Source organism: Parapedobacter tibetensis (assembly GCF_024704835.1).
GTDB lineage: Bacteria > Bacteroidota > Bacteroidia > Sphingobacteriales > Sphingobacteriaceae > Parapedobacter > Parapedobacter tibetensis.
Map to the genome: position 1 here is coordinate 23,948 of NZ_JAMXBE010000021.1, position 12,989 is coordinate 36,936.

Consider the following 12,989-nt stretch of genomic DNA (forward strand, 5'->3'; position numbering starts at 1 on the left):
CCATGAGTCTCTCCACCATTAGTATCAAAAGGCCGGTTCTTACCATGGTAATGAACCTGATGCTCATTTTATTTGGTATCATTGGATATACGTTCCTTGGTGTGCGTGAATTTCCTTCTATTGACCCACCGATGGTATCGGTACGGACGAACTATGCGGGTGCCAACCCGGATATTATCGAATCTCAAATTACTGAGCCTTTGGAACGTTCGATCAACCAGATTGATGGAATCCGCAACATCTCATCGTCAAGCAGCCAAGGCTCCAGCCGGATCAACATTGAATTTCTGTTGAGTAAAGATTTGGAAGAAGCTGCCAATGATGTCCGGGATAAGGTATCACAGGCTATGCGCAGCTTGCCGCAGGATATCGATGCCCCACCCGTCGTATCCAAAGCCGATGCCGACTCTGAGGCTATTATCGTGATGACGGTCCAAAGCGAATCGCATTCAGCTCTTGAACTTGGTGACATTGCTGATAACATTATTGCGCAACGCTTGCAGACGCTGCCTGGAGTGAGCTCTGTACAGATTTGGGGCGAAAAGCGATATGCGATGAGGCTGTGGATTGATCCCATGCGCCTTTCGGCCTACGGGCTTACGCCGTTGGATGTTCGCAATGCACTGAGCAGACAGAATGTAGAGTTGCCCTCAGGGAAAATTACGGGAGAAAATACCGAGCTTTCTATCAAAACAATTGGAAATCTGACCACCGAGGAAGAATTTAACAACCTGATTATCCGCTCGGAAGGCGACCGGATTATCCGGTTTGGTGATATTGGAAATGCCGTGCTCGGCCCGGAAAATCTGGAAAGTGAATTCCGGGAGTCAGGTGCTGTCATGGCAGCGATGGCCATCGTACCCCAACCGGGCACGAACTACATCGACATCGCCAATACGTTCTACGAGCGATTTGAACAACTCAAGAACGAGGTGCCGAGTGATATCAAAATGGAAGTAGCCATCGATAATACGTTGTTTATCAAGCGTTCGGTTACTGAGGTAGCGGAAACCATTGGCATCGCATTGATACTTGTAATTCTCGTCATTTTTATTTTTTTTCGAGAATGGGGCATTGCATTCCGTCCGTTGATTGATATACCGGTATCACTGATTGCCACTTTTTTCGTGATGTACTTGTTCGGATTCTCTATCAATGTGCTGACCTTGTTGGCTATTGTACTGGCTACCGGATTAGTGGTTGATGATGGTATCGTGGTTACCGAGAACATTTACAAAAAAGTGGAGGAGGGCATGTCGCCGATTATGGCGGCAATAAAAGGATCAAACGAGATTTTCTTCGCTGTCATCTCCATTTCCATTACGTTGGCTGCCGTATTTTTACCGGTGATGTTCATGGAAGGGTTTGTAGGGCGATTATTCAGGGAGTTTGGGGTGGTCATCGCCGCCGCGGTATTGATATCCGCATTTGTGGCGTTGTCGCTTACACCGATGCTCAACGCATACCTCATGCGCAGCGGGGCCAAGCATTCCAAGTTTTATAACGCTACTGAGCCCTATTTCGTGAAGATGACGACCGGCTATGCTAATTCGCTGCGCCGGTTCATGCATGCAAAATGGGTAAGCTTTCCGATATTGGCCATCTGCTTTGGACTTATTGCTTGGTTTTGGGTCAATTTGAGGAAAGAAACGGCCCCTTATGAAGACCGGGGTTTGGTGCGAGCCAGTGTGACCGCACCGGAAGGGAGCACATTTGAGTATATGGACCGTTTTATGTTGGGAATGATACAACTGATTAACGATTCCGTGCCAGAGAAAACCGTAAATATGGTAAACACATCGCCGGGATTTTCAGGTACCGGGTCAGCCAACACAGGAATGATGCGTATTGGCCTTGTACCACCTGAAGAACGGGAACGGTCGCAGGATGAAATCGCAGAGGCTCTGATCAAGCAAACCAGCAGGTTTACCGAAGCCCGTACATTTATTTCCCAGCAACCTACGATAGCAGTAAGTAGGAGGGGAGGTATGCCCATCCAATACATCATTCAGGCACCGAATTTTGAGAAGCTTGAAGAAAAGATACCTGAGTTTATGGATCGGGCGACCGCAGACCCCACATTTGCCAACGTGGATGTGAATCTCAAATTCAATCGACCCGAACTTAATATCAGCATTGACAGGGATAAAGCGCAGAGCCTTGGTGTATCGGTATTGGACGTGGCGCAGACCTTGCAGCTTTCATTGAGTGGGCAGCGGTTTGCCTATTTCCTGATGAATGGAAAGCAATATCAGGTGATTGGCCAGTTTTCCAATCTGGATAGAAGTTCGCCTTTGGACTTAGCTACCATTTTTGTCCGTAGTAGTACAGGCGAGTTGGTACAGCTCGATAATGTGGTGGATATGGCCGAGCAGAGTAGTCCCCCCCAATTGTATCACAACAATCGTTTTATGTCTGCCACGGTCTCTGCCTCACTGGCTCGTGGAAAGACTATAGAAGAAGGAATCGATGCAATGGATCGGATTGCGGATCAAGTGCTGGACGACAGTTTCTCCGTCGACTTGGGTGGTGAGTCCCGTGACTTCAGAGAAAGTAGCTCGAATGCACTCTTTGCCTTCTGTCTAGCCTTGCTGCTCGTATACTTAATCCTTGCCGCCCAATTCGAGAGTTTTCTGGATCCATTTATCATTATCCTTACGGTGCCTATGGCGGTGGCCGGCGCCATGTTGTCCTTGTGGATTACGGGTGAATCGTGGAATATTTTCAGTCAGATAGGTACCGTGATGCTTATCGGACTGGTCACAAAGAATGGTATCCTGATCGTTGAATTTGCCAATCAGCTAAAGGAACAGGGAAGACCAGTCAAGCAAGCAATCATCGAAGCCGCTGAAGCAAGGCTCCGCCCGATATTGATGACTAGCCTGACCATTTCATTGGGTGCGTTGCCCATTGCAATGGCCTTTGGTGCTGCCGCTACAAGCCGCATTGGGATGGGGGTAGTGATTGTTGGTGGCACCATGTTTTCCTTAATACTCACCTTGTACATTATTCCTGCAGTTTATGCCATGTGGTCAAGGGAATATAAGGCTAATCCCGAACTGGAAGAAGCCAAACGTATAGAGGAAGAAGTGGTGGCAGCTACCGATTAATTATGAAGAGACTTATTTATATTGTATTTTATATCATTCCCTTCTATGGGACTGCCCAACAGGAGTTCACCTTAGAAGAAGCCGTCGCTATCGCGTTGGAAAATAATTATGATATTCGCTTGGTGTCTAAAGATGTAGCTATCGCTGAGAACAATGTGAGCATCGGAAATGCTGGTATGCTGCCCGTTGTCACTGGGGATGTATCTGCGGCTGCAGGTATCCAAAATACTACGCAGACTTTGTTAAGCGGAGAAATCCGTGCATTACGTGGGGCTACAAACCGATCATCGGCTTATGGCGCCAATCTGGACTGGACCATATTTGATGGGCTTCAAATGTTTACCCGCTATGAGCAGCTTAAGGAATTGAAGGCATTGGGTGAAGCCAATTTAAAAGCGGCCATATTGGCTACTATCTATGAGGTGGTGAGTAGCTACTTTAACTTGGTGCAGCAACAACAACTCATCAATGCTACTCAAACAGCGCTAGATTTATCCGCCTTTCGTTATCAAACCGCCGAAAACCGGTATCAGATTGGCCGGGCTTCCAAATTGGAGGTATTGGCGGCCAGCGTGGATCTCAATACCGATACCACCAACTTGCTGCGGCAGCGCGATCAATACCGAAGCACACAAATCCGCCTTAATGAACTGCTGGCACGTGATGTGAATACGGAATTTAGTATTGTAGATACCATGATCATCACTGCCGACCTTCATTATGAAACATTGTCCAAACAGGCAAAGCAACTGAATCCGACTTTACAGTCGGCTATCGTCAACCACCGGATTAGCGAATTGGAGCTAAAACGTGTTAAAGGCGAACGTTATCCGGTGGTCAGCGTTTCATCGGCTTATACCCGTTCCCAATCTAGGACCGAACTTGGGTTTTCTACCCAGTCAAGAAACAATGGATTCAATTACGGCATTTCGGCTTCCATGAATATCTTCAATGGATTTATGCAACGGAGGAATGAACAGAATGCGCAATTTGCCGTGGAGGCTGTGGAAATTGAAGTCGATAAAATCAGCAAGAATATAGAAGCGCAGTTGCTTGCTGCATATCAGACCTATTTGATGAACTTGGATTTAGTAAGGCTTGAAGAAAGAAATAAGGACATCGCTAAGGAGAATATGGACATTACGCTGGAAAAATTCAAACTCGGCAGTATTGCTCCTTTGGAGTTCCGTGAGGCCCAACGCAATTTTGTGGATGCCAGCGCAAGGTACACCACTGCACAATACCAAGCCAAGCTGGCTGAAATAACATTGAACCAGATAGCCGGAACGTTGAAGGTGGATTAATTGTGGTTTCGGACTTACTGACTTTCGGTCTTTCCAACTTTTTTCGTAAATTTGATATCCTGAAGGAAGCTAACGCATAAACACTATTCAATGATATTAGTAGCAGATAGCGGTTCCTCCCAATCGGATTGGATGCTGGCATTGCCGGGAGAAGAGCCACTGGCATTTACGACCAAAGGGTTGAACCCTTTTTTTGTAAACGAAAAGGATATTGCAAAAATCATCCAGAATATACCGGAAATTAAACCTTATACCGACCATATAAGTGAAGTATATTTTTTTGGTTCCGGTTGCTCGAGTCCTGATAGACGCGAAATGGTTTCCAATGCGTTATCGCAATTATTTATCAATGCCTTTGTTTCCGTGGAGACGGATCTCATTGGTGCAGCATACGCCACTTGTGGTAATCGTAAGGGATACATTGCAACCTTAGGGACAGGATCCGATGTGAGCTTTTTTGATGGCCAAGAAGTGCTGCCTACTAGACAGGGCATCGGGTATGTCCTTGGCGATGAGGGTTCAGGAGTTTGGTTCGGTAAACAACTGATAACGAATTTTCTGTATGGCACCATGCCCACTGATCTAGCTGAAAGATTTAATGCCAAATACCGGATTAATAAGGAAATCGTTATCAAGAATGTATACCAACGGGCTTCCCCCAATGCCTACTTGGCATCATTCGCCCGATTTATGGGCGAGTATATAGATCATCCATTCGTGGATGAACTACTGAAAGTGGGCTTTAAGGAATTTATCACAACGAACATCAAACCTTTTCCAAATTACCGGGAGTATATTTGCCATTTTGTGGGGTCTATAGCGTTTTATTTCAAGGATCAGCTGCACTATATTTGCGAGCAGAATGGGGTCAAAATCGGCAAGGTGTTAAAACGACCCATTGAGGAATTGTTTAACTATGTCATCCAACGGGAAAAAAACTATGAGATACAGTAGTCCTGAAGTTCGGGATCTGGAATACAACGGTTCCATCCCGCTAAGACGGGACAGGTATTGACTGTTGAAAATTAACCCCGCAAATCGGGCTCCTGAGTGCAAATGAATACATATAAAGACGATTAAAATAAACATAATGAAATTAATGATTTTAATGCTGACTACCGTTGTCATGGCTTCATCAGCCGACAATGTATATCAATTTTCCATCACATCTATTGATGGCAAAGAAGTGAATCTTTCTCAATTTAAGGGCAAGAAAATATTAATTGTCAATACGGCATCCAAATGTGGATTTACTAAGCAGTATGCAGGTTTGCAGGAGTTATCAGAACAATATGCGGATAAGGTGGTTGTCATCGGGTTTCCCGCTGATAATTTTGGTGGTCAGGAACCGGGAAGCAATGAAGAAATCCAGGGATTTTGTGAAAAGAATTTCGGGGTAACGTTTCTATTGGCTGAAAAAAACAGTGTGAAAGGGGATGATATATCGCTGTTGTTCGAATACCTCACCGGAGCCCAAAACAGTGATTTTACTGGCGAAATCAACTGGAATTTTGAAAAATTTCTCATCGACGAACAGGGGAATCTCGTCCATCGTTTCCGGTCTAAGGTGGAGCCGATGAGTGAAGAACTTACGAGTAAACTCTAGATGAACTGAAAATAAGCGAAGGTTAAAATAAAAAAAGCCTCCTGGTGGGCAGGAGGCTTTAAACTAACCAATTATAAACCTAAATTATGAAAAGTCTTATCTATAGGCCTAAGACCTATTTTATCTAATGATCTATGACTATAACGCAAAGATAAGCCTTGTAGTCTGTGGGGCTTTAAATATTTATGTAATTTTATTAATACCTATTTATTCCGGTAAAAACATGACCTGCATCTGGGTTCATAACTCTCTTTTTCGCCCAACAATAGTTGCTGCTCATCTTTGGCAATACGGAAAGAATAATTTGCGGGCGCACCGCACCGTACACATACGGCATGTACTTTGGTGATATGCTCGGCGATAGCCATCAACGCGGGTATTGGACCGAAGGGTCTGCCCTTGAAATCCATGTCCAGTCCAGCTACGATGACACGGATTCCACGATTGGCCAGTTTGTTGCATACCGTTGGCAATTCATCGTCGAAGAACTGCGCTTCATCAATGCCCACTACCTTTGTAGTGCTGCCCACTAGCAAGATATCCGATGAATGGTCTACCGGTGTAGATTTGATACTATTACTATCGTGCGATATAATATCGATATTATGGTAGCGCGTGTCTATTTTTGGTTTGAAAATTTCCACATCCAGCTTGGCAAACTGGGCACGTCGCATCCTGCGAATGAGCTCTTCTGTTTTGCCCGAGAACATCGAACCGCAAATCACTTCGATACTTCCGTATGCTGCACTTCCTTGTGCAAATCGATGTTCAGAAAATAACATAGTCTAACTCCTATTCCTCGAAGACTTGAATTTTACATTCTTTTAAGGCCCTGAAGGCCCGCTAATATCAGAATTTAATGCTAAATTTGGCTAATAAATCACCAAGAAATACGTTTCAATACTATGGCGACAAAACAGCAGATTTTTGAAAAAATAACGGAACTACTTAACGACATCAACGACCAGTATGATGATTTGCAAGCTGATAAGTTATCAGAGGATGGTCTAGAAACGGATCTTTTTGAGGCTACAGCAAATTATTTTGCTGCCCATGTGGCCTTGTATAATAAGCTTCATAAAAGGGACACCGGGGAGGTTGGTGCCTCTGCACCCCCTATTCAGGATTCCGATGACGAATTGGAGAGTGAGCAAGCAGATGAACCCGATGATGTCCAACAGATTGTTTTCACACCTCCCATCGATTCAGAAGCAGAACAAGCATCACATGCGGAACAAGTTGAAGAAGTAAGCTCGGATGACAACAATGAAGGCGACGACCAATCTAATGAAGATACAGATCAGGAAGATACCGATAATGATTCGCAGGAAAAAGTAGCTGATACTATCGCAGAAGATACATCGGATGATGAGGAAGAACCTGTATCTGCCAAAGATGAACAGGATGCCGAAGAAGACGAAGGGAATGCCGATGAGGAAATCAAGCAAGCTGTCGATACAGATGAAGAAAAAGGCAATGGCGAATCTGATGAAAGGAAGGATAACAATTCAGAACCGGTCGACGAAACGAACGATGAGTTTGTGAATGAAGTAACCATTGCGGAAAAGGAAGTAAGTGTTGAACCAATGGATGCCCCTCAAGCGACACCTTCCGAAGCAGAGAAACCTGCAAGGCCCCTCTCCATCAACGAAATGATGTCTGCCCAACGGAAGGCAGGCACCAATCCGATTTTTGCGGCGCGTCGTGGGGAATCCGAAAGGATCGCTGACCTTAAATCAGCTATCAGCCTCAATGACAAATTGCTTTTCATCAAAGACCTCTTTAATGGGTACAGCCTTGCCTACAGTGAAGCAATCGAGTTACTTAACCGGTATGATGATTTTGCCGCTGCAGAAGCATTTCTACAGGCCAATTATGCCGAGAAAAACAATTGGGCGGCTAAACAGACCACAGTAGACAAGCTGTATGCCGTTATGCGGAAACGGTTTGGTTGATTGGAAGTCGGAAAGTCCGGAAGTTTCTTTGGCAACTTTAGGTCTTTCCAACTTATTTCAACTTCACGCTCCCATACCGTGAGCTGATGTTAAGGGAGTTGCCGCTCGTCTTATTCCAATAGCCTTCATAACTTTTTGACGTGTTATTTTCAGATTTGCTGTCGATATGAGCAAGGTTATGGTCATATTCAAACCCTCCATAATTGACGGCTACGTTGAGGTTGAAAGCGGCATTAGATGCCGGATTGATGTTGACACTAGAGTATGAAGCAGCCACATTGGCTTTTCGAATCGCCGAGCCAAGGCCCATTTTGAAACCTCCACTGTACCGGAGGCTGATGTTTGCTTCACGATTCACTTTCCCAATTTCGCTCCCACTGGTATAACTCAGGGACAAGGAGAGTTTTTCCGCTTCGGATAGGGTGAACCCACCATAGCGTACGGATACTTCCCCTTCGTTGAGGTATTCAACTTCAGCCTTTGAATATGCTATGGCAAGCGAATTGCTTTGGGCACTGAGGCGGCCGGCTTGGAGACTGCCATAGCTTATAGAAACAGACACTTTGCCGTCCCTATCGTCCATTTCAATGGATCCATATCGATTGACGAGCGCCAATTCATTCCCTTTCGGCATATAGACCTCATAGTCTACATTCAAGGCACGGTTGCTCCCACTACCTGTCAGCGAAGACCACCAATTGGAATCCCCTTGGGAGATGTTTGTCTTGAAGGAAATGTTATTGCCCGATTTTGATTCGTCAATACGCACGCGATCTAATGCTTCCTGAGCTTTTCTTTCTGAGTCTTCAGCAGTACGTATCCTCACCGTTACTTTGATTTCATTACGATTCCAATTGCGTACAACAATTTTACCGTACCGATTATCGATATTGAGCTTGTTATTGATGTTGACCGGATAGCTTTTTTCGATGACTTTTTCCCTTTGGAAGCCAATATGGTTGGCATCCACTTCTTCCCAAATATGTCCCCAGTCAATTTTGGCAGCCTCTTCGGCGATTGCTTGACTTTGTTGTATAATGGGCGTGAAATCTATTCTTTCGATTTCGCATACGATTTTTTGTGCTTCCACTTCCGACAATACTGCAGTTTTTTCTGCATCTCGGCTTAGGGCCTCAAAATCGATTTCCTTTACGGCATTGGCCACTTCCACGCTGATTTCGGTAGCCAGCTGGCCGATGCTTCTTACCGCTACCTTCAATGCCTTTTCGTTTGCATTATGTGTCGGAGGCTGCGCAAATGTTGCCATACTGGACAACAAAAACGCCATGGTTAATAAGATATATGAATTAAATCTGTTCATCTTTTGCTTGGTTTTTAGTGTCATTAATATAGTCTAATATTTCTAATTGTTGTCCAAGCACCTCGATTTGTGCGCGGAGATTACGAATCATGGCTTCCAGTGTCAGTTGCTTGTTAGGGCTCTCCGTCAGTTCTCGTTTCAGTGTCTCATAATTTGCTTCCATTTGGTTGAGCACTGCCGAAAACTCGCCATAAAGTGCAGGATTAGACGCCGCAATAAAGGCAATTGAATCCTTTTTCTGTGTCACTAATTGGGCGTAGTTTTTTTGCTCAGCAGCCAACGTGGGGTTTATTTGACTGTAATCTTCATAGGCTTGTTTTCTTCCATAAAAATACACCGTGATACCGGCTACACCAATCAGGAAGGTCACGGCGGCTACTTTCAGCACTTGTATGAGCCATATTTTCCTGATAGGCGCTTTGCCCTGGGGTGTACCTTTTTGATCCAATTCACTTGCTATCCGTTGCCAAAGCTCCTTTGGTGGGGTTCCATGGTCAAACGCAGCCCTGTTTTCCGTGATGAATGTTTTCAAATCCTTTTTCATTTCTTTCTCCTCCTATGTTAGCTCCGTTTTAATTCGCCAAGTAGTCCAATAATTTTCGTTTTCCGCGAAAGAATTGGCTCCGGGAAGTCGCTTCGCTTATCCGCAGAATATGTGCGATTTCCTCGTGATCGTATCCTTCGAGCAGGTACAGTGTCAGCACCAACCGATAGCCGTCAGGCAATTTGTTGATGGCCTCCTTGATCGCTTCCACCTGGAATGCGATATCACCTTCTTCCGGTTCATCTTCAATGATATGGTCTCCTTCTTCGAGCGGTTGCAACTCCAGTTTCCGCTTGCGCAAGGCGGATATGGATTTGTTGACTACAATTTGTTTCATCCAAAGGCCAAACGTGCTCTCTTGGCGGAAACCATCCAAGCGGGTGAAGGCGTCAATGAATGCCTCCTGCAGCACATCGGCAGCCTCATCTTCATCGCGTACGATGCGAAGAGCCGTGTTATACATGGCTTTTGCATACAGATTGTATAGCTTGAATTGGGACTGGCGATCGCCTTGTTTGCAGGCCACTACCAATTCATAATGCTTGTCACCAAATGAGGCTTCCAACTAGCTGTGTTTTTCTATGATTCACAAAAATAACGTTATTCCGCTTTTTCCACACGTTGTTTCCTAACTCACTTAATCAATAGACGCGCGCGGTGTGGTGTGTGTTGCATCATTCCGAAAAAAACGAGAAGTGTTTCACAAAAAAAGTATTTTTGTTCCCAATGCATACCATCCAACTAAAGAAAAATAAAGACAAGGCCGCCTTCCAGCTTCACCCCTGGGTGTTCTCGGGCGCTATTGAGAACATCCAGGGAAATCCAGAAAATGGCGATATCGTACAGGTAATGAACTTTTCGGGTGAATTTGTTGCCTATGGATATTACAACAACCTATCTCGCGTAGCGGTCCGGCTTATCGAATGGCATCCGGATCAGTTACCGGACGAACAATGGTGGCGCATGCGGATACAACGGGCCGTTCAAGCCCGGGAGCACCTGCTCCGATCGGGAGATACCGATACATTACGGCTTATTTTTGCAGAGGCTGATTTCCTTCCTGGTCTGATTGCTGATAAATATGGCGATTTTATTTCCCTCCAAGTACATGCATCCGGTGTGGAGCGGGTAAAACCGATTATCATTGATGAGCTGGATCAATTGCTTAAACCCAAGGGAATATATGAACGCAGTGATGACAATGCCCGTGGCCATGAGGGGCTGGCCGGCAGTAATGGGTTGTTATTTGGCTTGCATCCTCCTGAATTTGCGCCAATCAGAGAAAATGGCATCCTATACGAGGTCAATATTGCTGAGGGGCAGAAATCCGGCTTTTACTGCGACCAGCGTGACAACCGCTTACTAACGGCGCAATACGCCAAAGGCAAACGGGTACTTGACGGTTTCTGCTATTCCGGCGGGTTTTCGTTGAATGCCCTGGCCCAAGGGGCAAGGGAAGTGGTCAGTGTGGATAGTTCGGCTCTGGCCTTGGAAACCCTGCAACGGAATATCACGCTGAATGGCTATGACGCTGCCAACCATACAGCCATACAAGCAGATGTGAATAAACAGCTCCGGGCTTTTTCAGAGGCAGGAGAGCGGTTTGACCTTATCATCTTGGATCCGCCTAAATATGCACCCTCGCGTTCCAGTCTGGGCAAGGCAGCGCGAGCTTACAAGGACTTGAATAGGAGAGGACTAATGTTGTTGGAAAGCGGGGGTCTACTGGCCACTTTTTCCTGTTCGGCGGCAATGGATATGGCTACTTTCAAGCAGGTATTGGCTTGGGCAGCGCTGGACGCAGGCAAGGAAATCCAGTTCATTCGCCAATTCACGCAGCCCGAAGACCATCCCGTACGGGCTTCCTTTTCAGAAGGGGAATACCTGAAGGGGTTGTTGTGCAGGGTGGTGTGATGTAATCTTCCTGAGTTTCCATACTGTTACTGCGATGCATAGCGTTGCAGGCCGCGCAGGATCACTTCACAGGCCATTTTAATTTCCTGGTCACTGATAGTGAGCGGCGGAGCGATGCGCAATGCGGTTTCGCAATGCAGGAACCAATCAATGATGACCCCATGCTCTGCACAGTACTTGCTGATGTTTTCTACCTGTGCAAAACTAGCGAGTTGCAGGCACATCATCAGGCCAAGGCCTCGGATTTCCCGGATGGCGGGATGCCGCAAGTATTGGCGGAACAGTGTCGCTTTCCTTGCTACCCCTTCTACCAAATGCTCATCCAGTATGACGTTGAGTGACGCCAATGCTGCAGCACAGCTCACCGGATGGCCACCAAAAGTAGTGATATGTCCAAGCATGGGGTTATCCTTGATAACATCCATTACCGCCTTGTTGGCGACAAATGCACCAATGGGCATGCCGCCACCCATACCCTTGGCAAGCAAGAGGATATCAGGCACCATACCATAATGTTCAAAGGCAAACAGCTTGCCTGTGCGGCCGAAACCCGTCTGTATCTCATCAAAGACAAGCAAGGTTCCTGTCTCATCACAGCGTTTTCTTACCGCTTGCATGTATTCAACATCCGGTACACGTATCCCTGCCTCCCCCTGCACGGCTTCAAGGATAACCGCGGCAGTGGATGAGGTTATCTTAGCAAGACTATTCAGGTCATTATAGCGGATGAATGTGATTTCCGGTAGAAGAGGAGCATAAGCTATGCGGTATTCAGGATTTCCGATGAGACTCAGCGCGCCCTGTGTGCTCCCATGGTACGCTTTTTCGGCTGCGACGATTTCACGCCTTCCTGTAAATTTCTTGGCGATTTTCATGGCGCCCTCTGTGGCTTCGGCTCCTGAATTGGTGAAGTAAACCGTATCGAACCTTTCGGGCAGTACGGACAGGAGCTTGGTTGCCAATGCTACTTGTGGAGCCTGTACAAATTCGCCATATACGGTAACATGTAGGTACTTGTCGAGCTGCTTGGATATGGCTTTGAGCACGTTGGGATGTCGATGGCCGATGTTGCTCACCGCAAAACCTGAAACCAGATCAATGTACTTCTTGCCATCTGGTCCATAGAGGTAAACCCCCTCAGCATGTTCGATTTCGATAAGCCGGGGAGAACAAGAGGTTTGAGCCGTATTTAACAGAAAAAGCTGTCGATTGCTAAGCATGCGCAATGTGGCAAA

The 12,989-nt window shown here is 46.0% G+C and carries 11 protein-coding genes; 6 read left to right on the plus strand and 5 right to left on the minus strand.

Going from position 1 to position 12,989, the window contains the following annotated elements:
• The first annotated feature begins 2 nt into the window (after window positions 1–2).
• From NF543_RS22890 to NF543_RS22905, 4 genes are all read left to right on the plus strand, one after another.
• Complete coding sequence (locus NF543_RS22890) at window positions 3–3,110, plus strand: efflux RND transporter permease subunit (RefSeq protein WP_257670534.1); 3,108 nt, start codon at window positions 3–5, stop codon at window positions 3,108–3,110.
• A gap of 2 nt (window positions 3,111–3,112) precedes the next feature.
• Window positions 3,113–4,414: a TolC family protein gene (locus tag NF543_RS22895; RefSeq protein ID WP_257670535.1), complete on the plus strand. Its 1,302-nt coding sequence runs from the start codon at window positions 3,113–3,115 to the stop codon at window positions 4,412–4,414.
• Window positions 4,415–4,504: 90 nt separating this feature from the next.
• The gene (locus NF543_RS22900; RefSeq protein ID WP_257670536.1) at window positions 4,505–5,368 is read left to right on the plus strand and encodes an N-acetylglucosamine kinase; all 864 of its coding nucleotides are present in this window, start codon (window positions 4,505–4,507) and stop codon (window positions 5,366–5,368) included.
• A 145-nt stretch (window positions 5,369–5,513) separates the two neighbouring features.
• Window positions 5,514–6,020, plus strand: a complete 507-nt coding sequence (locus tag NF543_RS22905) for a glutathione peroxidase (RefSeq protein ID WP_373275028.1) — start codon at window positions 5,514–5,516, stop codon at window positions 6,018–6,020.
• A 203-nt stretch (window positions 6,021–6,223) separates the two neighbouring features.
• Here NF543_RS22905 and NF543_RS22910 read toward each other — a convergent pair whose 3' ends face one another.
• Window positions 6,224–6,802: a thymidine kinase gene (locus NF543_RS22910; protein ID WP_257670538.1), complete on the minus strand. Its 579-nt coding sequence runs from the start codon at window positions 6,800–6,802 to the stop codon at window positions 6,224–6,226.
• A 123-nt stretch (window positions 6,803–6,925) separates the two neighbouring features.
• Between NF543_RS22910 and NF543_RS22915 the strand changes: the two genes are divergently transcribed.
• The gene (locus tag NF543_RS22915; RefSeq protein WP_257670539.1) at window positions 6,926–7,975 is read left to right on the plus strand and encodes a DUF8457 domain-containing protein; all 1,050 of its coding nucleotides are present in this window, start codon (window positions 6,926–6,928) and stop codon (window positions 7,973–7,975) included.
• 52 nt (window positions 7,976–8,027) lie between these two features.
• Here NF543_RS22915 and NF543_RS22920 read toward each other — a convergent pair whose 3' ends face one another.
• Genes NF543_RS22920 through NF543_RS22930 form a run of 3 tightly spaced genes read right to left on the minus strand, consistent with a single transcriptional unit; the run spans window position 8,028 to window position 10,405 of the window.
• Window positions 8,028–9,296 (minus strand): DUF4097 family beta strand repeat-containing protein, encoded by a 1,269-nt coding sequence (locus tag NF543_RS22920; protein WP_257670540.1) that lies wholly within the window; start codon window positions 9,294–9,296, stop codon window positions 8,028–8,030.
• Window positions 9,283–9,840, minus strand: coding sequence for a hypothetical protein (locus NF543_RS22925; RefSeq protein ID WP_257670541.1), 558 nt, complete (start codon window positions 9,838–9,840; stop codon window positions 9,283–9,285). Before NF543_RS22925 ends, NF543_RS22920 begins: the two co-directional genes overlap by 14 nt.
• 28 nt (window positions 9,841–9,868) lie before the next feature.
• A complete protein-coding gene (locus NF543_RS22930; RefSeq protein ID WP_257670542.1) occupies window positions 9,869–10,405 on the minus strand; it encodes an RNA polymerase sigma factor in 537 nt (178 codons plus the stop codon).
• A gap of 161 nt (window positions 10,406–10,566) precedes the next feature.
• Here NF543_RS22930 and NF543_RS22935 point away from each other — a divergent pair, with 161 nt between their 5' ends.
• The gene (locus tag NF543_RS22935; protein ID WP_257670543.1) at window positions 10,567–11,754 is read left to right on the plus strand and encodes a class I SAM-dependent rRNA methyltransferase; all 1,188 of its coding nucleotides are present in this window, start codon (window positions 10,567–10,569) and stop codon (window positions 11,752–11,754) included.
• 26 nt (window positions 11,755–11,780) lie between these two features.
• On the opposite strand, the gene NF543_RS22940 is transcribed toward NF543_RS22935, so the two are convergent.
• Window positions 11,781–12,974 (minus strand): aspartate aminotransferase family protein, encoded by a 1,194-nt coding sequence (locus NF543_RS22940; RefSeq protein ID WP_257670544.1) that lies wholly within the window; start codon window positions 12,972–12,974, stop codon window positions 11,781–11,783.
• Window positions 12,975–12,989 lie beyond the last annotated feature (15 nt).

Excerpts from the sequence above, each read along its gene's own strand:
- NF543_RS22920 (WP_257670540.1), bottom strand. The coding sequence starts at position 9,296 with ATGAACAGATTTAATTCATATATCTTATTAACCATGGCGTTTTTGTTG.
- NF543_RS22890 (WP_257670534.1), top strand. The coding sequence starts at position 3 with ATGAGTCTCTCCACCATTAGTATCAAAAGGCCGGTTCTTACCATGGTA.
- NF543_RS22895 (WP_257670535.1), top strand. The coding sequence starts at position 3,113 with ATGAAGAGACTTATTTATATTGTATTTTATATCATTCCCTTCTATGGG.
- NF543_RS22925 (WP_257670541.1), bottom strand. The coding sequence starts at position 9,840 with ATGAAAAAGGATTTGAAAACATTCATCACGGAAAACAGGGCTGCGTTT.
- NF543_RS22910 (WP_257670538.1), bottom strand. The coding sequence starts at position 6,802 with ATGTTATTTTCTGAACATCGATTTGCACAAGGAAGTGCAGCATACGGA.
- NF543_RS22935 (WP_257670543.1), top strand. The coding sequence starts at position 10,567 with ATGCATACCATCCAACTAAAGAAAAATAAAGACAAGGCCGCCTTCCAG.
- NF543_RS22940 (WP_257670544.1), bottom strand. The coding sequence starts at position 12,974 with ATGCTTAGCAATCGACAGCTTTTTCTGTTAAATACGGCTCAAACCTCT.
- NF543_RS22905 (WP_373275028.1), top strand. The coding sequence starts at position 5,514 with ATGATTTTAATGCTGACTACCGTTGTCATGGCTTCATCAGCCGACAAT.
- NF543_RS22915 (WP_257670539.1), top strand. The coding sequence starts at position 6,926 with ATGGCGACAAAACAGCAGATTTTTGAAAAAATAACGGAACTACTTAAC.
- NF543_RS22900 (WP_257670536.1), top strand. The coding sequence starts at position 4,505 with ATGATATTAGTAGCAGATAGCGGTTCCTCCCAATCGGATTGGATGCTG.